Below are 22,921 nucleotides of genomic sequence, written 5' to 3' on the forward strand. Positions count from 1 at the left end.
AGCGTGGACACTTCTGCGCCAAGCCCCGCGCGCTGGCACGCGCCGGATGCAGTGCTGGTTGCGCTCTCAGCTGTGACTTCGGTTGTGCGCGTGGTCCGCCTGCCGCGCCGCATTCCAACACGCATCAACCCGCATCAACGCGCGTCAATGCACATCACACCTCACAACTGACCTGTCACTCGACATCCACACAGGGGGAAACACTCATGACCACTCAAAACTCCAACCATCCGACCAACCTTCCAACCAACTCTTCAACCAATCCGCTGACCGCTGCGCAGTCCCAGCTGCGCTCGTATTTGCACAAGCGTCTGCACGCTCTGGCAACTGAGGAAAACGGCATGTCAACCGTGGAATATGCTCTCGGAACTATTGCGGCCGCAGCTTTCGGAGCCCTGCTCTACACCGTCGTGACCGGCGGCGATATCACCCAGGCGCTCACCGATATCATCGAAAGGGCGCTCAACACCGATGTCTAGCCGCATCCGCTCTACGCTTCATCGCCTGTGCGTCGGCGACGAAGGCCAAACCACGGTAGAAACCGCTTTCGGTCTCGCGGCACTGGTCACGGTCATGGCCACGGCTCTGTCCGGGCTGGTCACCATCGCAATGTACCTAGGGCTTACCGACGCAGCCGGAGCCATCGCACGGGCTGAGGCACGGGGCGATGCGGAGACAGTAGCCGAGCTCCGCGCCGACGCAGATGGGCAGGTCGCGATATCGGAAACCTCCGGTACCGTGCGCGTGACCATTCGGCGCTCAGCGGGGCCATTTTCGCTGGAAGCACGCGCGGTTGCACTGCGGGAGAGAGCGGCATCGTCATGAGAAACGTGACAGCCCGCCTTCTCCGCGAAGAAGAAGGTTCCACCACAGTCGCAGCCGCACTGTTCATCGCCGCTTTCGTCGTTCTGACTTTGGTCGGAGTTACGGCCGGGGTGAGGGTGGTGCAGGCGCGGCAGGCAGCGGTAGCAGCGGATCTGGCCGCGGTGGCCGGCGCCGTGGCTGCGCAAGAGAGCGACGACGCCTGCAAAGCTGCGGGGTCAATCGCAAAAGCTAATCATGCACGCATTGTGGCCTGCGAGATTGATGGGGAGGACGTGCAGGTCAGCGTCCAACGAAAGGAGAGAAAAGCCACGTCCAGGGCAGGGCCGGTAGCGGTGGAGGATGCTGCTACTGGCCGTCGTTAAGCGCGCGCGACACCCCACTGAGCACCTTGATTGCGCCGGCCTTGTCCAGCGGATCGTTGCCATTGCCGCACTTGGGCGACTGGATGCACGATGGGCAGCCGGATTCGCACTCGCAGGCGGCGACGGCATCGCGGGTTGCGCGAATCCACTGAGCGAAGGCCTCGTAGCCACGGTCGGCAAACCCCGCACCACCAGGGTGCCCGTCGTACACAAAAACGGTGGGCTGCTGGGTATCGGCGTGCATGACCGTGGAAACACCGCCGATGTCCCAGCGGTCGCAGGTGGCAATCAGTGGCAGCATGCCGATAGCCGCGTGCTCGGCTGCGTGAAGAGCCCCCGGCGCGATGTCGGAGCCCACGCCCCAGGAGCGCAGGGTGGACTCGGGCATTGTGTAGGCCACGGCGCGCGTGACCAAACGCTGCGGAGGGTAGTCAAGTTCAACACTGTCGAGAATCTCGCCGGTATCCAGGCGACGAAGATAGGAGGTGACCTGGTGAAAGACCTCGACCTGGCAGGAAGCGACCTGTAGGCCCTGGTAGTGGCGCATATCGTCAACATCGAGGATGCGGATGGTGGTGTCCATGCGTGAGCTGGTGGAATAGCGCGGCTGCTCGGGGTGGACCAGGGCGACGAGGCTGTCGAAGTCCAGCTGGTCGACAAGGTAGGACTCGCCGCGGTGCAAGTAGACGGCACCGTCGTGAACCTGCTGCATCGCACGGCCAAGATCGATGGTGCCAAGCAGTCGGCCATCGGTCTGGTCGACGATAGCCACTTCCTGACCATCGCCGCCACGGACGTTCACGGCATCGTGCGCAGTGGCAATGCGTGGTCCCTCATCGCGATCGGTCGGGTAGTAGACGGGTTCTTGTCCTTCCCAGGTGCGCTTGCGCAACCAGCCCGCTGACACCATATCTTCGGCTACGGGCAGGGTTCCCCACGCCTGAAGCTGGCTGGTGGTGACGGGTTTCTCCACAGCCGCGCAGTAGAGGTGTGACCACACCACATGCGGGTTACGGGGATCGAAGACGGTCTTCTCCACTGGCCGGCCCAACAGCGCGGAAGGGTTGTGGACTAAGTAAGTGTCCATGGGATCATCGCGAGCCACCAACACCACCAGCGCGCCCTGACCACGACGGCCCGCGCGGCCGGCCTGCTGCCAGAATGAAGCGACCGTGCCTGGGAAACCGGCCTGCACCACCGCGTCGAGGCCACCGACGTCAATGCCCAGCTCCAATGCATTGGTGGTGGCCACACCTAGCAGGGTGCCGTCATCGAGCATGCGCTCGATGTCGCGGCGCTCTTCGGCCAGGTAGCCGGCGCGGTAAGACTCGATGCGCTCGGCGATATCGCTGCGGTGGCGCTTCTCCAGGCGCTCACGCACGCCGAGCGCTACCTTCTCAGCACTGCTTCGCGAACGGGTGAAGGTCAGGGTGCGGGCGCCCTCGACAAGCAGGTCGGCCATGATATCCGCGGCCTCGGTCGGGGCGGGGCGGCGCACGGGTGCGCCGTTCTCGCCTTGGAGGTCGGGGAGCAGGCCGGGTTCCCACAGGGCGATCGTTCGCTCGCCGACCGGGGCGCCGTCTTCGGTGATGGCCTCGACAGGCTCGCCGATGAGGCGACGAGCCTGGTCAGCGGGGTCGTTGGTCGTCGCAGAGGCAAAAATCACGGTCGGCGAGGCGCCGTACTCGCGGGATAGCCGCAGGAGGCGACGCAGAATCTGAGAGACGTTGGCGCCGAACACGCCTCGATAGGCATGGCATTCGTCGACGACGATATAGCGCAGGTTGCGCAGCATCCGCGTCCACCGAACATGGTTGCCGAGCACCGAAACATGCAGCATATCGGGGTTGGTAAACACCCAACGGGCGTGGTCGCGGATGGCGCGCCGGGCGTCTTGTGGGGTGTCGCCGTCGTAAAGCGAAATCAGCGAACTCAGTGACGCCGGTGCCATCGCGCGTGCAGTGTCCAGCTGATCGGCGCCCAGCGCCTTGGTCGGGGAGAGGTACAGCGCGGTGGCCGCGGGGGTGGCGGACAGTTCTGTGAGCACGGGCAGCAGGTAGCCGAGCGATTTACCCGACGCCGTGCCCGTCGCGACGACGCAGTGCACGCCCTCGCGGGCAAGGTTCGCGGTTGTCGCCTGATGAGTCCACAGGTTCTCAATTTTGCGATCTACCAGCACTTCTTTCAGCCAGCCCGGCACCCATTCGGGCCAAGGCGCGGTCACGCCAGCACGCGCAGGAAGATCCGCAATGTGCGTCACCGTCGCCCGCGGATGCGCACGAATAACCGGCCCCAGCAGCTCCCGCCCAAACGACTCCACCGACGCCACCCTTTCCTGTAAACGCGCACTTCATATGTTTGACGACGCTTCCTATCAGCCACATTCTCGCTATTCGACACCCCAGTTTCTCCGGACTCCGAACACGGGTTTACGGGGGTGGCAAGAAGCTGTTCCTAATCGGCGCTCGCGCCCCAAACGTGGCAGACTTTTTGAGTGTATCGCCCGCCAACGGGCACCCAGCAAAAACTCGCACGAGGCGAAAGGGTGCTTTGGCCGTGTTTACCCCATCGTGTGTGGCCGGATGTGCGTGGCGAATACTTGTTTTATCGAATCCTGAAGTTGGGAAGTTTTGTAATGGCACAGGGTACTGTGAAGTGGTTCAACTCGGAGAAGGGTTTCGGGTTTATCGCCCCAGCTGACGGTGGCAACGACGTGTTCGTTCACTACTCCGAGATCCAGGGCACTGGTTTCAAGACGCTGGAAGAGAACCAGGCAGTCGAGTTTGAGATTGGTGAGGGCCAGAAGGGTCCGCAGGCTCTGGACGTGAAGCCTCTGTAAGTCAACCGTTTCCGGGGTGAACTGGGCGTTTGCCTAGTCTGTCGCGCGGAGTTTTTGGCTTTTCAAGGTCCATGTTGTGTTCATGGGGTGAGCCTTGATTCTCCCACGTGGAAAGTGATTTCTGCGTGGGATTTTTGTATTTCTGGGGGCAGTGGGTCAATCCGAGTTACTGACTACGTTTATGACAAAAATGGCCCGAAAAATGGCTTGAAAGTGTCATAAACTCATACAGTTTCACATTTGCAGCCCGCAATCACGCGGCCGCTGCGGCGGCTGCGCCCGCTGTGGCCTGTCGTGGCCAGCCACTGACAGCCACTGGGATAATCATGGCCAGCCGCACAGCAGTCGTCGGGTCGGCAACTGCCGGCCACCGGGGATCCCCCACAGCAGCCCCTTCAGTCACACCCAAAATCCGCCCGATACTTGAGGAATCCACGCGACAAACTAGATTGTGTGTACGGTATTCCTTATATTCTTCATATTCTTTCCAGATAATCTTCCGGGGAGAACGCGGCCGGGAACTGATTTGCACTGATCGGAACCGGTTGGAACCGATTGCGGGCCTCTCACAGCTGAAGCCCAGCCAGAGTCCGGCCAAGAACCCCAAGATTTAAACGAAAACAAGAATCTAAACAGTCAAAAACATTCAACGTTGCAGGATAGAAAAACTTCTATGGCGAATTCAGACGGCCTCAAGCGCCTTGTAATTGTCGAGTCGGCGACGAAAGCTCGCAAGATTCAGCCGTATCTCGGCGATGATTACATCGTGGAGGCGTCGGTGGGCCACATTCGCGACTTGCCCCGTGGCGCAGCCGACGTTCCGGCTCGTTACAAGAAGGAGCCCTGGGCTCGTCTGGGTGTGAATGTCGACAACGGATTCGCTCCGTTGTATGTCGTCAGCGCTGATAAGAAGAAGAAAGTCGCTGACCTGAAGGCCAAGCTCAAGGAAGTCGACGAACTCTATCTCGCAACGGACCCCGACCGTGAGGGCGAGGCTATTGCCTGGCACTTGCTGGAGGTTCTCAAGCCCAAGGTGCCGGTGCGCCGCATGGTGTTCCATGAGATCACCAAGCAGGCCATCTTGGAGGCCGCGGCCAACACTCGTGAGCTGGATCAGAACCTGGTTGATGCCCAGGAAGGTCGCCGTATCCTCGACCGCCTCTACGGCTACGAGGTCTCCCCGGTGCTGTGGAAGAAGGTCATGCCGCGCCTGTCGGCAGGCCGTGTGCAGTCGGTGGCAACGCGCGTCATCGTCGAGCGTGAGCGCGAGCGCATGGCGTTTATCTCCGCTGAGTACTGGGACGTCGCCGCAACTCTGGACACCGGTTCGGCTTCCTCCGATGCCAACCAGCCGAAGGAATTCGTCGCAACCCTGACCAGCGTTGATGGTCAGCGCGTAGCGCAGGGCCGCGACTTCGATGACCGTGGCCAGCTGAAGAAGTCTGAGGGCATTCGGGTCGTCGATAAGCAGCTCGCCGAAACTCTGGCGGCGGACCTCGTGGGCTCTGAGCTCAAGGTCGCGTCGGTGGAGGAGAAGCCGTACACGCGCCGCCCGTACCCGCCGTTCATGACGTCTACGCTGCAGCAGGAGGCGGGCCGCAAGCTGCATTACACCTCTGAGCGCACGATGCGTGTGGCGCAGCGTCTGTACGAAAACGGTCACATTACCTACATGCGTACCGACTCCACGACGCTGTCCAAGGCCGGCATCGACGCCGCGCGTAAGCAGGCGTTGGAGCTTTACGGCTCGGAATACGTCGCCGATGCGCCGCGCCAGTACTCGCGCAAGGTGAAGAACTCGCAGGAAGCGCACGAGGCAATTCGCCCGGCTGGTGAGACGTTCGCAACGCCAGGTCAGCTGGCTGGCTCGCTGGATGCCGAGGAGTTCAAACTCTACGAACTAATCTGGCAGCGCACCGTCGCCTCGCAGATGGCCGACGCACGCGGCACGTCCATGAAGGTCACCATCGCCGGTGCTACCGACACGCACGCCGTCGAGTTCGCCTCCACCGGACGCACGATTCGTTTCCCGGGCTTCCTCAAGGCATACGTCGAGGTCTCCGCGCTTTCCGACGGTCGCAAGGTCGCCGACAACGCCGAGAAGCGTCTGCCACAGTTGACAGAAGGCCAGGGCCTGACGGCCACGGACTTCAGTGCCGACAGTCACTCCACCAACCCGCCTGCGCGCTTCACTGAAGCCAGCTTGGTGAAGAAGATGGAGGACCTGGGAATTGGGCGTCCGTCGACCTACGCGTCGATTATCAAGACCATTCAGGATCGCGGCTACGTCTACTCCCGCGGCAACGCTCTGGTGCCCTCGTGGGTGGCCTTTGCCGTGGTGGGGCTGATGGAGGAAGCGTTCTCCGATCTGGTCAACTACGACTTCACCTCCGAGCTGGAGGATGAGCTCGACGGCATTGCTGCGGGCAATAAGGATCGCACGACCTGGCTGACCGGTTTCTACTTCGGCGATGACAAGGATCACCGCCACAAGGGAGCCGACGCTATTGCGACCCACGGTGGTCTGAAGAGCATCATCGATGTGAACTTGGAATCGATTGATGCTCGGAAGGTCAATTCGCTCCACCTTTTCGACGATGCCGAGGGCAACCCGATCATCGTTCGCGTTGGCCGCTATGGGCCGTACCTGGAGCGTACGCGCCCGGGGGCCGGTGAAAACGGTGCCGACGAGGTGCAGCGCGCCAACATCCCGGAGGCCATGACTCCGGACGAGCTGGATCTGGCCGCTGCCGAGAAGCTGCTGGCGATGCCGCAGGGCGGACGTGAGCTGGGCATTAACCCGGCCAATGGTCGCATGATTGTCGCTCGTGATGGCCGCTACGGCCCCTACGTCACCGAGCTGGTCACAGACGAAGAGCGCGAAGGTGTCGTAGCCAAGGCTGAGGAGATTATCGCAGCTGAGCGCGCCGAAGAGGACGCTCAGCGCGCTGCCGAGGGCAAGCGGAAGAAGAACTGGGAAACCAAGACCGCCGCCAAGCAGAAGGAAAAGCGCACCGCGGAAATCATCGAGGAAACTCTGAAGCCGAAGACGGCCTCGCTGTTTTCCTCCATGGAGCCGTCGACTGTCACGCTGGAAGAGGCTCTGAAGCTGATGAGCCTGCCGCGCGAGGTCGGTGTCGATCCGGTCGATAACGAGGTTATTACCGCTCAGAATGGCCGTTACGGTCCGTACCTGAAGAAGGGCACCGACTCGCGTTCACTGGCCAACGAAGAGCAGATCTTTACCGTGACTTTGGATGAGGCTCGTCGCATCTATGCTGAGCCGAAGCGCCGCGGTCGTGCTGCTGCGAAGCCGCCGCTGAAGCAGCTGGGCGACAACGATGTCTCCGGTCGCCCGATGTCGGTGAAGGATGGACGCTTCGGTCCGTACGTCACCGATGGCGTCACCAATGCTTCGCTGCGCAAGGGGGATACGCCTGAGACTCTGACCGATGCCCGCGCCTGCGAGCTGCTGTCTGAGCGCCGCGCGAAGGAAGCCGCCGATGGTGGCACTAAGAAGGCTGCGAAGAAGTCGACTCGCAAGACCACAAAGAAGGCTGCGAAGAAGACCACCAGGAAGGCGGTCAAGCGCACCACCAAGCGAGTGGTGAAGGCGACCCGCCGGGGCAAGTAGGGCTTAAGGGGCCGCCGCGCCCGCCGCGCTCGGCGTACCCGGCGCACCCGGCGCATCCTGCGGAGCAGGCTTGGGGCCGCCGACCCCGGCCAACTCTGCCCGCATCGTCGGCCCGTACGACAGCCGGCGATGCACCTTCTCAAACGGACCCTGCATGCCGCGACGCTCCATCGCCCACGCGGCCAACAACGTCACCAGCCAGACACCAATAGCGATGAGTGTTTGCACAAATGCACCCATGTCGCGCGGGATGTTCAGAGTAAACGGGTACACCAGCACAAAGAAGATCACCGACTGCATCAGGTAGCCCGTCATCGAACGCTTACCGAGTGCCACAATCGGCACCAGCCAACCAGGTACAGCGGCGCCCTCGTTCAGGCGTCGTTGGAGCGGCTGCAGTGCTAACGCCAGCCCGGCTAGGATGCCAGGACCGGCGAACACTCCGGCAAAGTTATTAATTACCAAGAAGGCCATGTGCTGTCCGGCTGGAAGAACACCAATCGCTGCCAACCCCATAGGGATGCCGATACCGAAAGCCACGACCACAGCCACCACGAGCCACCGAATAAGCAGGGGGCGGTGCGCGTCAACGTCGTCAAGCACGCCCTTGCGAGCCCACACGAAGCCAATCATCATCACCGGCAGGTAGAGGAACAGCTGCAGCGGCAGGGTAGTGATGCTCATTGTCAGGACCTGCAGATTCGCGGCGAGCATATCCAGGTAACTTGTTTCAATCGCACCGCCGTTGACGAACTGGCTCATGTCGGAGCCGACGAACTCGGCGTCGGGCATCGCAATTACGAATCCCAAAAACAGCAGGCTCAGTGCAGCGTTGATCGTCAGCGCAATCCACGCGAGAATCGTCAGCACCTTGTTGCTGAGGCCCATAAGTAGCCCGAGGATGATGCCGCAGATGCCATAGAGAAACATGATGTCGCCAAAGAACAGAAACAGCATGTGCGCAACGCCGAACAGCCCCAGGAACGCATAACGCTTTACGACGACCACCCGCGCCCGCGACCGTGGAAAGTTCCTCCTGGCCAAACTGCGGACGATGAGTCCCACACCGAAGCCGAGCAGCGTTGCGAACATCGGCAGCCCGCGGTTATGCGCGGTCACTGCGGTAAACAGCACGGTGGCCTTGTCGGCGATGCTGTCGCTTATGACGCCGCCGAAGAATGCTGCGGGCAGTTCGGGATCTGCAACCAGCCAGGCGGTGGCAATGTTCGCGATCGCGATGCCGAGGAGGGCGAATCCGCGCGCAGCATCGGGGACGAGCATGCGGGGTCTGGGGTCGGTGTTAGAACTGGGTCGGTTGTCAGTCATTCCTCCAACGTAAAGGAACTGCGGGTGGGTGCGCAGGTTGGCGGCGGACGGCGATTGTTGCAGGAGCCTTGCGACATATCGAAAAGCGATATAGTATCGAAAATCGATACATCGAATAACGATGTGTTGGGGTTTGGCTGCAGCTCCAAGCGCCCCGCAGAATAATCTCACTAACCGCGCCAATTACGGTGCAGTAAGGAAGTTAGCTATGGTATCTCCACAGACCAAGAAGCCAAATGACCCGTATGTCAATCAAACTAAGGAGCGCCGGGATGTAATCGTGAGCCTTTTTGCCGGAGTGTTTGCACTGGTTTACATTTTGCTCCAGCTCCGCCATCCGGTTCTTCATCAGCAGTTCCCCAGTGATCTGACCCTGCTTTTGCCCGAAGTGCTGGGAAGTGGCAAAGGGGTTCCTATCGAGGTTATGAGTGGTGGAGTCCTCTCCTTGTTTATTGCTGCGACTGTTGTTCGATGCGCTATCGTCGCCGCGATTGCCGTGCTCTGCGTGTTGTTCTCACTCTCGTACCTGAAGGGCGAGTTTTTTACAGTTAAGACTGCGCGACGAGTTATGGCTATCTCCTGGCTGGTAGCGATGTATCCGGCAAGTAGTTTCCTACAGCATATGGGTGAAAACTGGGTCGCAAGTGGCCTGAATCTGAGCGCGTGGTACCAGCGTGATCATGCCGATTTCAATGAGCACCTGGGAATATGGTTTGTGCTTATGATAGTCATCTCCACTCTCGGAGTTATGTTGTTCCGAGCTGCGCGAATGCAGGAAGATCAGGAAGGACTCATTTAAATGGCGAAGGTTGTGTGCCACTTAGATGAGCTGCTTGAAAGCCGCGGAATGACGTTGGCAGCCCTTTCCGAACAGGTCGGGGTCACTCCGGTCAACCTCTCAGTGCTGAAAAACAACAGGGCGAAGGCCGTGCGATTCACGACGCTCACTATGTTGTGCGAAGCTTTGGACTGCCAGCCAGGAGATTTATTCTCGGTGGAGTAAGTGTGTTCGCCGTCTGAGAAGTCTAGGGGTACTGGGCGCCCAACGAGCCCTAAGCTTCGTCGGCAAGCGTCGGGCGCACCGGGCGCGCAAGCTGCGTCATGTGCGTACGGCCGCGCAGCTCCACGGACTTCAGGGTGGTCCAGCGAGCCTGCTCGTCCTCGTTGGCCAGGCGAATGGTGGAAGCTGTGGCGAGCACGCGGCCCGGGGTGTCCTTGGCCAGCTCGGTCAGACGGGCAGCCTGGTTAACCGCGTCACCAATAACCGTGTATTCAAAACGGTCGCGGGCACCGATGTGGCCGGCAACGACGTGCCCGGCGGAGACGCCGATACCCGCGGTGAGCTGGAGGTCGAGCAGTTCCTCGCGCAGTTCACGGGCGGCTGTGAGGGCGTGCCCAGCAGTGTCATCGAGGGGCAGGGGAGCGCCGAAGACAGCCAGAGCCGCGTCACCCTGGAACTTGTTGATAATGCCCTTATTGCGGTGCACACAGTCAACAACGTGGTCGAAGAAGGCATTGAGCTCACGGACAACGACTTCTGGCGAGTTCTTCTCCGCGAAGTTGGTCGAACCAATCACGTCCACAAACAGCACCGCGACGAGGCGATTCTCGCCGCCCAAAGTCGGCTTTTCTTCCAGAGCCTTACGGGCGACCTCAGACCCGACATAGCGGCCGAAGAGGTCACGGACCCGCTGACGCTCCTGCAGGCCACGCATCATTTCATTGAAACCCGCCTGGAGAACGCCCATCTCGGAGCCGTCGTAAATAGGCACGCGCGTATCCACCTGGCCCTGGCGGACCTTGTTAATCGCACCCGTGAGATCACGAATCGGGTCGACGATGGACATAGTGGCCAACATCGTGCCGAAATAGCCGGTAATCAGAGCCAGAATTGCCAGCGCGGTGATGGTGGGCAGCAAATCTGCCGCGTCATCTGTGAATAGACCACGGCGCTGACCTATCAGCACAAGCAGGATTGCTACCACTGGAACACCGCTGGTCAACACCCATGTCTGGCGAAGACGGTGGCCAATAGGCGGCTCCAGTGAAGAATCCGGTGCCCTACGCGCCAGCGCCTCCACCGCGACCGGACGCACCATGCGCTCCGCAATCAGATAGGTCAACAGCGCCACCATGGCGCCACCGAGCACCGAGGTGATCAGCACCATCATGCCAATCTTGCTGTCATAGGTGAACGCGACCGCGCTGAAAACAATCACGCCCAAAGACCAGATGACCGTGCCCAAAAGTGCCTGGTAGACCGGCACACGCATGACCAGGTAGCGCACCCGCCGTGGATCGTGCACTTCTGGATGGCGCTGCCACTTCAACAGCGGTTTGAACAGAATCCACGTGGTGCCGATGCCCGCGATAATGGCCAGAATCAAGTATCCAGCCAGGGCATAAATGACCCCATTGGCCAAGCGCGGCAGGTGGGCTTCCTGATTCAGCGGCAACAGCATGCCGAGGAACAAGCCGACAATCATGGCTCCGACAAGGTTGCAGACGAAGATAAATGAGGCATAAGCAGGCCACATTGTCCCGCTTAGCCATTTCAGATTTCGCCAGAGCCGTTGCATGACTACTACCTTAGTGGCAACCCCGGATTGCAGGGAGTAGTTACCTCACAAGAGTCTTGTGGGGCGCGCTAGAGTTGTGGCCATGACAGAGCCCATGACAGAGCGCAGCGTGTTTTCTCGTATGCCCGAAACCGGTGGGGTTCGTCAGCGGCTGCAGGCTGCTGTGCGCGCTGCGCATTATCGCTTTGCCAATGGTCAACCGCTGGCAGGCGATGGGGCGGAGGTTTCGCCGGAAGGTGGGGACGCGGGGTCGTCGTTAAGCGATGTGCCACGCGACTCGGACATGACGCACGCCTGGCTGTTCACTGGTCCTGCGGGGTCGGGGCGGTCGGTGACGGCGACGGCGTTTGCGGCGGCGCTGCTGTGCACGAGGCATGACAACCCCGGATGCGGTGAGTGCGAGGGCTGCCGGACGGCGCTGGCGGGAACGCATGGCGACATCAAAATCGTGCGCCCGGAGGGCACCATTATCTCGGTGGCGACGGTGAGGGACGAGCTGCGGCCCTGGGCTTACAAGATGCCCACGACGGCGGATTGCCGCGTGCTGATCATCGAAGACGCCGACCGTCTCAACGAATCCGCCTCAAATGCGCTGCTCAAGGTGGTGGAAGAGCCGCCTCTGCGCACCGTCATCATCATGTGCGCACCAACGACAAACGCGGAGGATTTCTCCGTTACGCTCCGTTCGCGCTGCCGCCATGTCTATGTGCCGACGCCGCATATCGACGATGTCACAAACCTCCTGCGCGCCGAGCGGCCAGAGCTTACCGACGAGCAAGCGGTCTGGGCCGCGACGGTGTCCAACGGTCACATTGGGCGTGCGCGTGGCTTTGTCTCCGATGAGGGCTCGCGTGCTTGGCGGGGTAAGGCCCTGGATTTCGTGGAGGCTGTGTTCGATCCGGCGAAGTCATACGTGGCGGCGCGTGAGCTGGCCAACGAAGTAGCAGGCGAGGTCAAGCGGCGGATGGAGCCACTAGAGGCTGAGGAGCTGGAGAACCTCGAGCGCTCACTGGGCGTAGGTGCGTCCGGCAAGGGTGCGCAGGCGGCACTGCGCGGCTCTAAGGGGGTTATCAAGGAGCTGGAGGAAAATCAGAAGCGGCGGCGCAGGCGCGCGGAGTCAGATCTGATCGACCTGTCGTTGACCGACATTATGGGGCTTTACCGTGACGCCCTGGTGCTGGCGTTTGGGGCGGAACGTGGTGGTGAGACTGCTTCGGGGGATTCGGGCTTTGGTGCTGGTTCTGAGTTTGGCGATGGCGCGGTCTACCTCATAAATCCAGACCGTCGTCGGACAGCCACGGAGCTAGCCCGACGCCTTCCGCCGGAGGCGATATTGGCCTCCATCGATGCTGTCACCGAGGTGCGCGGCATGCTCGTGACTGCAGTGAAGTTGACGGTCTTGATGGATGAATTGATGGCTAAATTGCAGATCGCGGGGCAGGTTGGTCGTAGGTAAGCCGGTAGCCGCGCCTAATGCAGCGGACTGCAGGCCCCATTTTGGTAGCGATGGGGGCAGTACAGTAGTATTACCGCTTGTACATTTTGTGCAGGGTTATTTCTGCTTGCTTGAAAGCTCGGCGCAATGTGCGTGCCGCCTTAGCTCAGTCGGTAGAGCGTCTCACTCGTAATGAGAAGGTCGCGAGTTCGATTCTCGCAGGCGGCTCGGTTTGAAACGGGATCCTTTAAAAAGGGTCCCGTTTTTTATTTTTTGGATCGGTCAAACATGAGGAGAGCGAATCCAGCGGCAACCCAGACGATGAGAACCCACCACGCTGCCCCAGCACCGTTGCCATCGAAAAATGACAGTGACCTGACTAGGTAGCCAGTCGCCCCAATGGGCATCCACTGGCCAAGGGTGGACCAACCGGCCGGAAGCAGCCAGGGGCCGGTGGACAGTCCAGAGAGCGGGTTCGCCAAGAAAATCGTCAAAATGGCGCCGATGCCCACACCGGGAGTGCCAATAATGGCCGCAAGCCCGGCGGTAAGCATTGAGGTAGCCAGGATTCCCAGAGAAATAGCCAGCCATTCCATGCCGAAGCTGCCCGAAAGCGTGCCGTAGACAGAGTGGAGCATCCACGTTGCCACGAGGGCTCCGAAGACTGCGATGCCAGCGAGGACACCCAATTTCGTCCACTTCTTACCTCGGAAGAGGAAGGTGGCTATAACTGCCGAGATGATACCGCCGAAAGCCAGCGGCAAGCCGAGGAGCGCGACACCGGAAGCTTGTGGGTCATCCTGTGTGGTTGGAGCCAAATCCTCCCGCTCTACAGGGATGTTTTGAGACTCGAGGGTCGTCGCAATGCCGTCGATAAGCTGCGAGTAAGGTGCGCCGTTGCCTGAAGCGGTGTAGGCGGTAGCGCCCGTCGGGGAGATGACGATGCCGCCAACAGTTTCGCGATTGAGGATTGACTCGCGTACGGCGTCAGGGGTGTCCATCACCTGGATATCAGGAGCATCGTCGCCAGCTTTGTGTTCGATGGCTTGGGTGATTTGTTCGGATATTGGGGCGGGGGCAGTCAGCGCAATGGGGACATCGTTCGGGCCGGAGGCAAATGTCGGTGCCAGGAACGCGAAGAGCATGAGCCCGATGACGAGCGGAATACCGAAGATCACGGCTACTGCTTTGGGGGCGGGTGAGGCTTTTTTCGTCTCAGTCGTAGCTGTTGACATGGCCTATCTCCTAACTGGAGCAGAGTGTTTCACTTACAAAGTGGAGCATAGTGTTCCGTTTGTTAGGATGCAAGTGTGAGACAAGATGCAGTGATGAACAGTGATGCCATCGTGGAAGCAGCGCGAAAACTCTTGATAGAGCAAGGAGCCGGTGTATCCATGCGTGCGATTGCCAGGGAGGCCGGTGTCGGTTTAGCTACGGCAAGCAGGCACTTTCCCAGCAGGATTGAGCTTCTCGGCGCAGTCAGTGCTCGTGTTGCAGCTGATATCGACAGGGTTACTGAGGCAGCCGTAGCTCAGTTTGACGACGATCCGGACGGCGCTTGGCACGAAGCAGTCCACGCGATCGCGAAATTAAGTGTTGCGGCACTTGCCCAGGCATTATTCAGCGATCTCAATACCAGTTTGGGGAGCGAGGCGAAAAAGATTGATGGCATTATCGAAAAGCGAATGACGGAGTTGCGTCAGAGCTATACGCGACTGCTGGATAAGGCAAAAGCAGCTGGGCTATGCCCGGAGGACGTTGCACCGCTTGATTTCCACCTTGGGCTCGCTGTGGTGTCGCGTCCCCTTCCTAACTCTGCAGCGGTCGAGCAGTACTTTCCCGGTGTGCAAGAAAAGCTTGTGGACTTAATGCTTACGGGTTTGGCAGCACAGGCGAAGGGGAATCACTAAACCCCTCGGTGATAAGTCCTGAAAAATCCTGCACACGTCCCGACGTGCGGTGATTCCCCGAAACGAAGGGGGAGGAAATCTCGGAGCCGGCGACTCTCAATCGAGTGTTTGCTACTGTTACTCAGCACATAGCAGGTACGCGGAAACTAGGAGAACGCACTATGCGGCAGCCCGGACACCAGGGACTAGCAGTGCAGCGATCAGCAAGACGACTAGCTGTGGCTTTGGTGGCTGCGGCAATTTTGCCAGCCGGTCTTGTAGCTTGCACCATCGACACGGAGGCTTCCAAAGCAGGAAGCGCTCAGCAAGCTGCGTCGACAGAAACGCAAACGTCGTTGGCAGCTGAAGAAGAGGCTATGCAGATGCCGAACCCCACTCCGCCGAATGAGGAGTCTGCAATGTCTGATTCTGCTAACCCCGACGCAGTCGCTTCTGGCGATGCACAACAACAGCAAGCTAATCGCGCTACTTCGCGTGCCGACGGCTCCAGCGCTGTAGCCGGCAAGGTCATCTACCTCGACCCGGGACACGCCGGCACCCCACCACCAGCGGACATGATGGTCACTGACGGCCGCGGTGGCCAGAAGCCATGTAATACCTCCGGTACCGCTTCCAATGACGGCTTCCCGGAGCATGAGTTCAATTGGCTGATGGCGCAGGAAATTAAGCAGCTGCTCGAACAGCGCGGTGCTCAGGTGCTGCTCAGCCGCGTCGATGACACCGGTCGTGCAGATTGCATCGATGCCCGTGCAGAGAAGGAAAATGCCTCCAACGCCGATGCCGTGGTGAGCCTTCACGCAGATGGTGCTGGAGAGGGCAACCGCGGATTCCATGTGTCTGCGATTTCGCAGCCGCTCGCCAATAATGACGAGCAGGGATCTACCGCGCTGGCAACCGCGCTGCGCGATGCTTTTGTCGCAGCCGGTTTTGCTCCATCCAACTACCTCGGTAGCCAGGGGCTGAATCCGCGCGCTGACCTCACCGGACTCAACCTATCGACGAAACCAAAGGCACTGGTCGAATACGGCAACATGCGTGATAGCAGCGACATTGCCCTCTTGACCTCCAACGAAGGCCGTCAGCGCTTGGCAGAGGCCACTGTGGCTGGGTTGGAAGGTTTCTTGGCGCAGTAGCCAATCTGCGCATCCAGGCCGTAGCTACCTCACACCAGTCACCGCCACAGCAGCCACCACAGCGGCCAACCGGCCAACACGCTAACTAGCCGGGTTTGCCTTAGCTTTCGGTGTCATCGCGTCGTAAGGCTCCATCATGGGGATATCCAGCATGGTGCTGGGGACACCGAAGGCGTCGACAAGCACCTCAGACCAGGGGCCAAGGGAATCAACAAGATCGGCCAAGCCCGCCCGCGCGCCCTTGGTGCGAGTACCGGTGAGCAGTGACTGCTCCAAGAACCAGCCGGCGTTATCGCAGACCACCGACAGGAAGAACACATCGCGAACCTGCTCGAGCACCTCTTGAGAGCGCTCATCTGTGAGTGTGGATTCAGCTTCAAAGAACGCTTCCAAAATCATGCGATCGATATGCGCCCACGCGCAGGAAATCATGTGGTCCTGGACCTTGTCCACCAGCTTCGCGGCCTTTTCCACAGGCAGTTTCCGCGCCGGGCGCAGCCTGCGAGCAAGGGACTTGAGAAGTCGATTCTCGCGCTCGATGAGCAATTGCATCTGGCTGGCGGGGTCAAAGAGCGAGGACTCATCAGCGTCAGTCAGCGCATCCAAGAGGTTCTGAACGACGGCGTCCGCACCGGTGCGACGGCGCAAAATGCCACTGAAATTGTCGAGGCCGAAGCGCACCATTTCCAGGTTGGAAAAACTCTGTACCTCCCGGGCAAAACCACCCAAAAGTTCCTTGGTGACCAGCTGCAACATCACCACGTTGTCGCCCTCAAAGGTAGTGAATACGTCAGAGTCCTCTTTGAGAATGGTCAACAGGTTCTCCGCCATGTAGCCAGCTCCACCGGTGGCCTCACGCATCTCCTGGATGGCATCGGTGGCATGCGCGGTGTTGGCGACCTTCAATGCGGCGGCATGTGCCTCCGCTTCACGTAGATCGCGAGCCTGCTCCGGGGTTAGATTCGCACGGTCCAGCCCTTCCGCTTCGAGGTCGTGAATCCGCTTGATCAGCAGGTTGGTGGCAAATTGCAGACCGTACGAACGCGCAATGCGGGGGAGTAGTCGGATTCGGTGCTGGCGGTGCTCAATGAGTTTCTTTTCCGGCAGCGAATCGTCGGGAGCAAATTGGCGCCGCAAGTGTGCGTACTTGGTGCCGATGGTCAGTGCGGTGCGGGTTGCCGCACCAGCGGCCGCACCGACTGTCACGCGGCCGCGCACGAGGGCACCGAGCATCGTGAAAAACCGTGCATTGGGGCTGCCAATATCGCTGCTGTACTCGCCAGCGGCCGAGACATCTGCGAAACGGTTAAGCAGGTTCTCCCGCGGCACGCGGTAATGGTCGAACATGAGAGTGCCGTTGTCCACGCCCAAGAGGCCACCTTTGGTGCCGTGGTCGCCAATCGCAACCCCGTCGACAGGCGAACCGTCATCATTGCGGATCCGGGCAACAATGCAGTGCACACCATGGGATTCTTCTTGTCCTGGTGTGTAGAGCTGGCAAAAAACCGCAGCCCAGCGCCCATCGCGCGCGGCGTTGCCCAAAAACCATTTCTCAGAGGAAGCTGTCGGCGAATTGAGGATGAATTCTTCCGTCTCGGGGTCGTAATGTGCCGTGGTTTCGAGTGATTGCACGTCCGAGCCGTGGCCGCGTTCGGTCATCGCAAAGCAGCCGAGAGCCCGCAGCTCAATGAGGTCACGCACCAACTCGCTGTGACGCTCAGTCCCCAGATTGCTGACAGCGCCGCCGAAAAGGCCCCACTGCACTCCGGACTTCACCATCAACGACAAGTCGGTGTGGCCGAGCATTTCAATCCCGGAGAGTGTCCCGCCGGTATCTCCTGTGCCTCCCTGGTCAGTGCGGAAAGCACCATAGGGCATGCCGGTCTTAAGCACCTTGGACAACGCCTCGGTGGTGTGCTGCCTGGCCTCCTCCACGGTCAGCCCAGAGGTGGGCCGCAGGGTGGGGTCTTCTAAAAGGGCGCGGACATCAGCGCGCGCCTCGGGGAAATAGCCGTCCAGGACCTTTTGCAGTGCGCGTGCCACTTCCGGTTCCGGACGGGAGGGGAGTGTCTTCGGAGCGTCGGTCGAGCGCCGGCGGGGGATTCGCGTGGAGCTGGAAGAATTCTGTGCCATAACCCAACGTTAATGGGATATCTGGGGCTTGTCAGTCGCTTTCGACTGAGAAACTCATGAGGAAATCGGGACCGAGGAAAGAGAAAGCGGGTTATCGGGAGAAAAAGAAGGTGGAAACGCAAAAGCCGTCGTCAAGCAAATGCTGCGTTGTGCAATGCTTGACGACGGCTTGCGTAATCAGACCCTCGGTGGGGCAGATCCCTTAGCTGTGGGAACTAGACGCGCGACTTAACTTCGTCGAGGTTAGTTTCCGGGTGCTCGATCAGGTCTCGGTCTTCGAGACCCTTCGGCAGCAGGAACAGGGCAATCAGTGCCGGGATAGCCATGGCCATCAGGTAGACGGAGATGTAGAACGGGTTGCCGGTGGCGTCCATGATCATCTGGGCAATCATCGGAGCGAATGCGCCACCGAGGACGGCGCCGATGGCGTAAGCGATGGAAGCGCCCGAGTAGCGGACCTCAGCCGGGAACATCTCGGAGTACATGGCTGGCTGCGGGCCGAAGGTCAGGGCCAGTGGCAGGGTGAGAACTGCGACGGTCATGATGTACAGGAACGGACCCTGGTCCAGGATGCTCCACATGACGGCCTCCCAAATCATAATCACGACGTAGCCGATGATGAAGGTCTTAGCGCGGCCGATGCGGTCGGACCAAGCACCGGCGATGAACATGAAGATGGTCCAGCAAATACCAGCGACGAGAGTACCGGTCCATGCGACGGTTGCGGGGTAGCCCAGTGTCTTCTGTGCGTAAGCGCCGAAGAATGCGATCACGAGGTAACCGGTAGCCTGCTGAGCAGCGAAGATCAGAGCACCCTGGATGACCTTGCCCCAGTGGTTGCGGAAGAGCTCCGGCAGCGGAGCGGAACGCTCGGCAGACTCAGTCTGCATAGCCTGGAAGACCGGGGACTCGTCAACGGAACGGCGAATCATGTAACCGATCAGAACCAAGATGAAGGACAGCAGGAACGGCACACGCCAGCCCCAGTCCATGTAGGCTTCCTCGCCGACGATTGCCATAACAATCAGCATGGTGCCGGTCGCGAGGGTCAGACCCAGCGGAACACCGGCCTGCGGGAATGCGCCGTAGAGACCGCGCTTTTCCTTCGGTGCGTACTCCACGGACATCAGGGCTGCACCGCCCCATTCACCGCCAGCGGAAATACCCTGGAAAACACGGAGGAGAACCAGCAGGATAGGTGCGGCGATGCCGATTGATTCATAGGTCGGTAGCAGGCCGATGCAGAAAGTAGCCGCACCCATGCCGATGAGGGTGAAGACCAGAATCATCTTGCGGCCGTAACGGTCACCGATATGGCCAGCGACGATCGCGCCAAGCGGGCGGAAGAGGAAGGAAATACCCAGGGTTGCCCAAGCGAGGACCTGGGCCACCTGTGGATTCGACTGTGCAGCAGGCTCGATGAAGTGCGGAGCAAGCACGATAGCTGCGGCCTGAGCGTAAATCAGGAAGTCATAAAACTCGATGGTCGTACCCACGAGAGTTCCCGTGAGCACCTGACGGCGCTGCTTGGGATCATTCGCGATGATCGAAGTAGTCATAAAAAAACAAGACTTTCTTTACATACCCGTCCGCACGGCCATCGAGGACCTTGGTGATCTCAGCGGTCGCGCAGAAATCGCCCCAGGTTTTTCTCAGCCAGCGTTTGGGGAATGGACAGATTGTTTGACGGTGTCGAATTCTTACACAGCCAGACCGGTAGCGACCAGCGTTTGAACTTCAGCGAGCGGTGACAAAAAGTGAACAACGGGGGTAATGGGGGTCGGTGAATGGCGGTAGATTTCCTTTGTTTGTGACCGATTTATTTATACGCATGCCTGAAAAAGGCGGATTCGGGGGTGTGCAAAGGGGGTGGGTTGGGCACTACTTAACGACGGGTTGTTTCTGGATCGATTTGCGCGACCTGGCGGCCGTCTATGTGCGAGATTGTCTTAAATAGGGGAAATCTGCGTTTTATGGCTGTTCGACTACCCCCACATTGAACTAATTTGTAATTATATATTCAGAAGTTGTGTGAATGGTGTGGCAAAAGTGGCTCAAGATACAGAAGAAGTAACGGAATAATAACGATGTAGTGTCGAAAAGGGCACTGCCCCCGGATGGGGCAGGGAAACAAGGTTGGCAACAAGTCACCCCGAGACGGGGGTGTGGGCCCCAGGTTTCAGGGGCATTTTGGGGCGGTGGTAGCGCCAAGCGCCGAAACCACCCCGACACATCTTTTGTGGTTAGCCCCCGTAACTCAATTTCCACCATTGCGCGTAAGGCGCTGGGGACCGTCGTAAAGTAAACGACATGTCTTCTCACGCAGGAACTAACGGCAATGAAAATGAGGTACCTCACGGCAGGGCCAAATCCAATAAGGGCACGCCGCTGTGGTTGCTTGCCGCAATTGCAGTTTTCGCCGTCGCGTGGGGTGGCAACGAATTCACGCCGCTGATGGTGATGTACCGCGAAAATGCCGACCTGGCGCCGGTGTTTATTGACCTTCTATTGCTGGTCTACGCCCTCGGTATCGCGCCGGCACTGCTGATTTCCGGCCCAATCTCGGACCGTATCGGCCGTAAGCCGGTGATGCTCGCCGCGCCGGTTCTCTCGATTCTGGGGTCGACTCTTATTGCGTTGGGCGAGACTACCGCCCCGCTTATTCTCACTGGTCGCTTTATCTCTGGCTTGGCAGTCGGCATTGTCATGGCCGTGGGCGGCTCGTGGGTAAAAGAGCTCTCTGATCCGCGCTTTGACCCCAAGGCCAAGTCAACCTCGGGTGCGAAGCGTCAGTCCATGGCGCTGACCTTGGGCTTTGGTCTGGGTGCGGGAATTGCCGGCACGCTGGCGCAGTTCGCACCGCTGCCGGGGCAGCTGGCTTATATCATCCACATCCTGATTTCTATCCCGACAATCTTCGGTCTGTTGGCCGTGCCGGAGACCCGCCAGTCGCCGCACCTGGGCGGCAGTAATGCTCCGCGCGAGACCCTCTGGGAGTCTCTACGTACCCCATCGGTAACTAACCGTCGCTTCCTGCTCGTCGCCGCGATGGGAGCGCCGTGGGTCTTCGGTGCAGCCGGTGTTGCCTACGCAATCATTCCGTCTCTGCTTCAGGACCACGTCTCCCAGCCAGTGTTCTACTCCGCGATGGTCACACTGTTTGCGCTGCTCTGCGGTTTTGGTATTCAGCAGATTGGTCCCCGCTTTGTGACCGAGCACAACGCCCGCGGTTCGCTAATCGCAATTGGCATTGTGGTTATCGGTATGGGCTTGGCGGCCTGGATGTCCACCAACCCCACCGCAGTGACGGCGTTCATTGCAGCGCTGGTGTTGGGTGCCGGCTACGGTCTGTCCATGTTTACCGGCCTCAACGAGGTACAGCGCATCGCTGGCCCGCGCGATATGGCTGGTCTGACCGGTATCTTCTACTGTCTGACCTACATCGGCTTCGCATTCCCGGCAATTCTGACCAAGCTCTCCGAGTCCATCTCCTGGATGACCTACCCGGTCATGCTCGGTGGCGGTATGGTCATCGCCATCTTGATGGGCTTGGTTATTTTCTTCAATTCCACTGTCAACCTGCCACAGCGCGCTGAGTAATCTCGCATTCCTCGGAAGACTAATCAACCCCGTCAATGTGAGGTTGGCACACGTATAAGCGGTTTTCCTTACTAAGCGCCTATAGTTCTTCCTATGGAGAAGCACAAGAACGAATCACCGGCCACCGCGATGACAGAATCGTCGGCAAGCGCGAAACCGCGCGCGCTGGTGACGGGTGGTGCGGGATTTATCGGTTCGACGCTGGTTGACCGGCTACTGGCTGAAGGGTACGCGGTCACGGCGCTGGACGATCTCTCCCACGGAAAGCTGGAAAACCTCCAGCAGGCATCGCTTAACGACGACTTTGAGTTCATAACCGCCGATGTGCTGGAGGTGGACTGGGACGAGCTGCTCGAGCAAAGCGGCCCGGAGGTTATTTTCCACCTCGCAGCGCAGATTGATGTTCGGATTTCCGTGGCCGACCCGGTGCGAGATGCGACGCTGAACATCATTGGCACAATCAAACTTGCCGATGCGGCCCGAAAGCACGGTGTCCGCAAGGTTGTGTTTACATCTTCGGGCGGTTCCATCTACGGCACGCCGGAGGAGCTTCCGGTGACGGAAAACGTGCCGGTCAATCCGATGAGCCCCTATGCCGCCTCAAAGGCAACGGGCGAACTGTACTTGAATATGTTCCGCAATCTTTACGGGCTCGAATGCTCGCACATCGCGCCGGCGAATGTGTACGGCCCGCGGCAGGATCCGCACGGCGAGGCCGGTGTGGTTGCTATTTTCGCCCAGCGACTGCTGGCGGGAGAGCCAACCAAGGTATTCGGTGACGGAGGAAATACCCGCGACTATGTCTATGTCGACGATGTGGTGGATGCTTTCTACCGCGCATCCGGCGAGGTCGGTGGTGGAATGCGCTTTAATATTGGCACCGGCGTAGAAACCTCGGATCGGCAGCTGCACTCGTTGGTGGCGCAGGCTGCGGATGCCGAGGATAATCCAGAGTTTGCACCGCCGCGCACTGGTGATGTGGCGCGGTCGGCGTTGGATCCCACGCGGGCGCGTGAGGTACTCGGCTGGGAGCCAGCTATGAGTATTCAGGAAGGTGTTGCTCGTACTGTGGAGTACTTCCGGAATCAGGGCTAGCGCAGCTTACGCGGGCGGCTTCGCGCAGTCGTCCGCGTAGGTTAGCCGTG

Annotated in this window: 20 protein-coding genes and 1 tRNA gene; 14 read left to right on the plus strand and 7 right to left on the minus strand. The window is 59.8% G+C overall.

Annotated features, from left to right (window positions below):
• Positions 1-3 precede the first annotated feature (3 nt).
• From HMPREF1206_RS11110 to HMPREF1206_RS03125, 4 genes are read left to right on the plus strand one after another with little or no spacing between them, the layout of a single operon-like run.
• Positions 4-171: a hypothetical protein gene (locus HMPREF1206_RS11110; protein WP_155877871.1), complete on the plus strand. Its 168-nt coding sequence runs from the start codon at positions 4-6 to the stop codon at positions 169-171.
• Positions 172-206: 35 nt separating this feature from the next.
• On the plus strand, positions 207-479 hold the full coding sequence (locus HMPREF1206_RS03115; RefSeq protein WP_016421935.1) for a DUF4244 domain-containing protein: 273 nt from the start codon (positions 207-209) through the stop codon (positions 477-479).
• Entirely contained in the window at positions 472-825 is a 354-nt protein-coding gene (locus HMPREF1206_RS10780; RefSeq protein WP_016421936.1) for a TadE family type IV pilus minor pilin, read from the plus strand. Before HMPREF1206_RS03115 ends, HMPREF1206_RS10780 begins: the two co-directional genes overlap by 8 nt.
• Positions 822-1,187: an Rv3654c family TadE-like protein gene (locus HMPREF1206_RS03125; RefSeq protein ID WP_016421937.1), complete on the plus strand. Its 366-nt coding sequence runs from the start codon at positions 822-824 to the stop codon at positions 1,185-1,187. The genes HMPREF1206_RS10780 and HMPREF1206_RS03125 overlap by 4 nt, the downstream gene beginning before the upstream one ends.
• On the opposite strand, the gene HMPREF1206_RS03130 is transcribed toward HMPREF1206_RS03125, so the two are convergent.
• Positions 1,171-3,507 (minus strand): DEAD/DEAH box helicase, encoded by a 2,337-nt coding sequence (locus tag HMPREF1206_RS03130; protein ID WP_016421938.1) that lies wholly within the window; start codon positions 3,505-3,507, stop codon positions 1,171-1,173. The two genes, HMPREF1206_RS03125 and HMPREF1206_RS03130, sit on opposite strands and share 17 nt — an antisense overlap.
• A gap of 315 nt (positions 3,508-3,822) precedes the next feature.
• Between HMPREF1206_RS03130 and HMPREF1206_RS03135 the strand changes: the two genes are divergently transcribed.
• Positions 3,823-4,026, plus strand: coding sequence for a cold-shock protein (locus tag HMPREF1206_RS03135; RefSeq protein ID WP_005511370.1), 204 nt, complete (start codon positions 3,823-3,825; stop codon positions 4,024-4,026).
• Positions 4,027-4,279: 253 nt separating this feature from the next.
• Here HMPREF1206_RS03135 and HMPREF1206_RS11385 read toward each other — a convergent pair whose 3' ends face one another.
• Positions 4,280-4,411 carry a hypothetical protein gene (locus HMPREF1206_RS11385; protein WP_255348480.1) on the minus strand — a complete coding sequence of 44 codons (132 nt, stop codon included), beginning with the start codon at positions 4,409-4,411 and terminating at the stop codon, positions 4,280-4,282.
• A gap of 288 nt (positions 4,412-4,699) precedes the next feature.
• Between HMPREF1206_RS11385 and topA the strand changes: the two genes are divergently transcribed.
• On the plus strand, positions 4,700-7,660 hold the full coding sequence (topA, locus tag HMPREF1206_RS03140; protein WP_016421939.1) for a type I DNA topoisomerase: 2,961 nt from the start codon (positions 4,700-4,702) through the stop codon (positions 7,658-7,660).
• Between the two features lie 3 nt (positions 7,661-7,663).
• On the opposite strand, the gene HMPREF1206_RS03145 is transcribed toward topA, so the two are convergent.
• Positions 7,664-8,986 carry a DUF418 domain-containing protein gene (locus HMPREF1206_RS03145; RefSeq protein WP_231367170.1) on the minus strand — a complete coding sequence of 441 codons (1,323 nt, stop codon included), beginning with the start codon at positions 8,984-8,986 and terminating at the stop codon, positions 7,664-7,666.
• Between the two features lie 208 nt (positions 8,987-9,194).
• Between HMPREF1206_RS03145 and HMPREF1206_RS03150 the strand changes: the two genes are divergently transcribed.
• Entirely contained in the window at positions 9,195-9,785 is a 591-nt protein-coding gene (locus HMPREF1206_RS03150) for a hypothetical protein (protein ID WP_016421941.1), read from the plus strand.
• Positions 9,786-9,989 (plus strand): helix-turn-helix transcriptional regulator, encoded by a 204-nt coding sequence (locus HMPREF1206_RS03155; protein WP_005511351.1) that lies wholly within the window; start codon positions 9,786-9,788, stop codon positions 9,987-9,989.
• 49 nt (positions 9,990-10,038) lie between these two features.
• Here the strand turns inward: HMPREF1206_RS03155 and HMPREF1206_RS03160 are convergent, their stop codons facing one another.
• Positions 10,039-11,565: an adenylate/guanylate cyclase domain-containing protein gene (locus HMPREF1206_RS03160; protein ID WP_042388352.1), complete on the minus strand. Its 1,527-nt coding sequence runs from the start codon at positions 11,563-11,565 to the stop codon at positions 10,039-10,041.
• 82 nt (positions 11,566-11,647) lie between these two features.
• Between HMPREF1206_RS03160 and HMPREF1206_RS03165 the strand changes: the two genes are divergently transcribed.
• Positions 11,648-13,021, plus strand: coding sequence for a DNA polymerase III subunit delta' (locus HMPREF1206_RS03165; RefSeq protein ID WP_016421943.1), 1,374 nt, complete (start codon positions 11,648-11,650; stop codon positions 13,019-13,021).
• Positions 13,022-13,155: 134 nt separating this feature from the next.
• A tRNA-Thr gene (locus HMPREF1206_RS03170) sits at positions 13,156-13,228 on the plus strand.
• Positions 13,229-13,266: 38 nt separating this feature from the next.
• On the opposite strand, the gene HMPREF1206_RS03175 is transcribed toward HMPREF1206_RS03170, so the two are convergent.
• Positions 13,267-14,235: a hypothetical protein gene (locus tag HMPREF1206_RS03175; protein ID WP_016421944.1), complete on the minus strand. Its 969-nt coding sequence runs from the start codon at positions 14,233-14,235 to the stop codon at positions 13,267-13,269.
• 75 nt (positions 14,236-14,310) lie between these two features.
• Between HMPREF1206_RS03175 and HMPREF1206_RS03180 the strand changes: the two genes are divergently transcribed.
• Positions 14,311-14,910: a TetR/AcrR family transcriptional regulator gene (locus HMPREF1206_RS03180; RefSeq protein ID WP_048732292.1), complete on the plus strand. Its 600-nt coding sequence runs from the start codon at positions 14,311-14,313 to the stop codon at positions 14,908-14,910.
• A 161-nt stretch (positions 14,911-15,071) separates the two neighbouring features.
• A complete protein-coding gene (locus HMPREF1206_RS03185; RefSeq protein ID WP_016421946.1) occupies positions 15,072-16,043 on the plus strand; it encodes an N-acetylmuramoyl-L-alanine amidase in 972 nt (323 codons plus the stop codon).
• An 81-nt stretch (positions 16,044-16,124) separates the two neighbouring features.
• Here the strand turns inward: HMPREF1206_RS03185 and HMPREF1206_RS03190 are convergent, their stop codons facing one another.
• Together HMPREF1206_RS03190 and HMPREF1206_RS03195 are read right to left on the minus strand one after the other, a co-directional pair.
• Positions 16,125-18,176, minus strand: coding sequence for an acyl-CoA dehydrogenase family protein (locus HMPREF1206_RS03190; RefSeq protein ID WP_016421947.1), 2,052 nt, complete (start codon positions 18,174-18,176; stop codon positions 16,125-16,127).
• 215 nt (positions 18,177-18,391) lie between these two features.
• Positions 18,392-19,735, minus strand: a complete 1,344-nt coding sequence (locus HMPREF1206_RS03195) for an MFS transporter (RefSeq protein ID WP_016421948.1) — start codon at positions 19,733-19,735, stop codon at positions 18,392-18,394.
• A gap of 751 nt (positions 19,736-20,486) precedes the next feature.
• Here HMPREF1206_RS03195 and HMPREF1206_RS03200 point away from each other — a divergent pair.
• Positions 20,487-21,776, plus strand: a complete 1,290-nt coding sequence (locus tag HMPREF1206_RS03200; RefSeq protein ID WP_016421949.1) for an MFS transporter — start codon at positions 20,487-20,489, stop codon at positions 21,774-21,776.
• Between the two features lie 129 nt (positions 21,777-21,905).
• Positions 21,906-22,871: a GDP-mannose 4,6-dehydratase gene (locus HMPREF1206_RS03205; protein ID WP_038629306.1), complete on the plus strand. Its 966-nt coding sequence runs from the start codon at positions 21,906-21,908 to the stop codon at positions 22,869-22,871.
• The last annotated feature ends 50 nt before the right edge of the window (positions 22,872-22,921 follow it).

It is taken from the genome of Corynebacterium sp. HFH0082 (assembly GCF_000411235.1).
Classification (GTDB): Bacteria; Actinomycetota; Actinomycetes; order Mycobacteriales; family Mycobacteriaceae; genus Corynebacterium; species Corynebacterium jeikeium_D.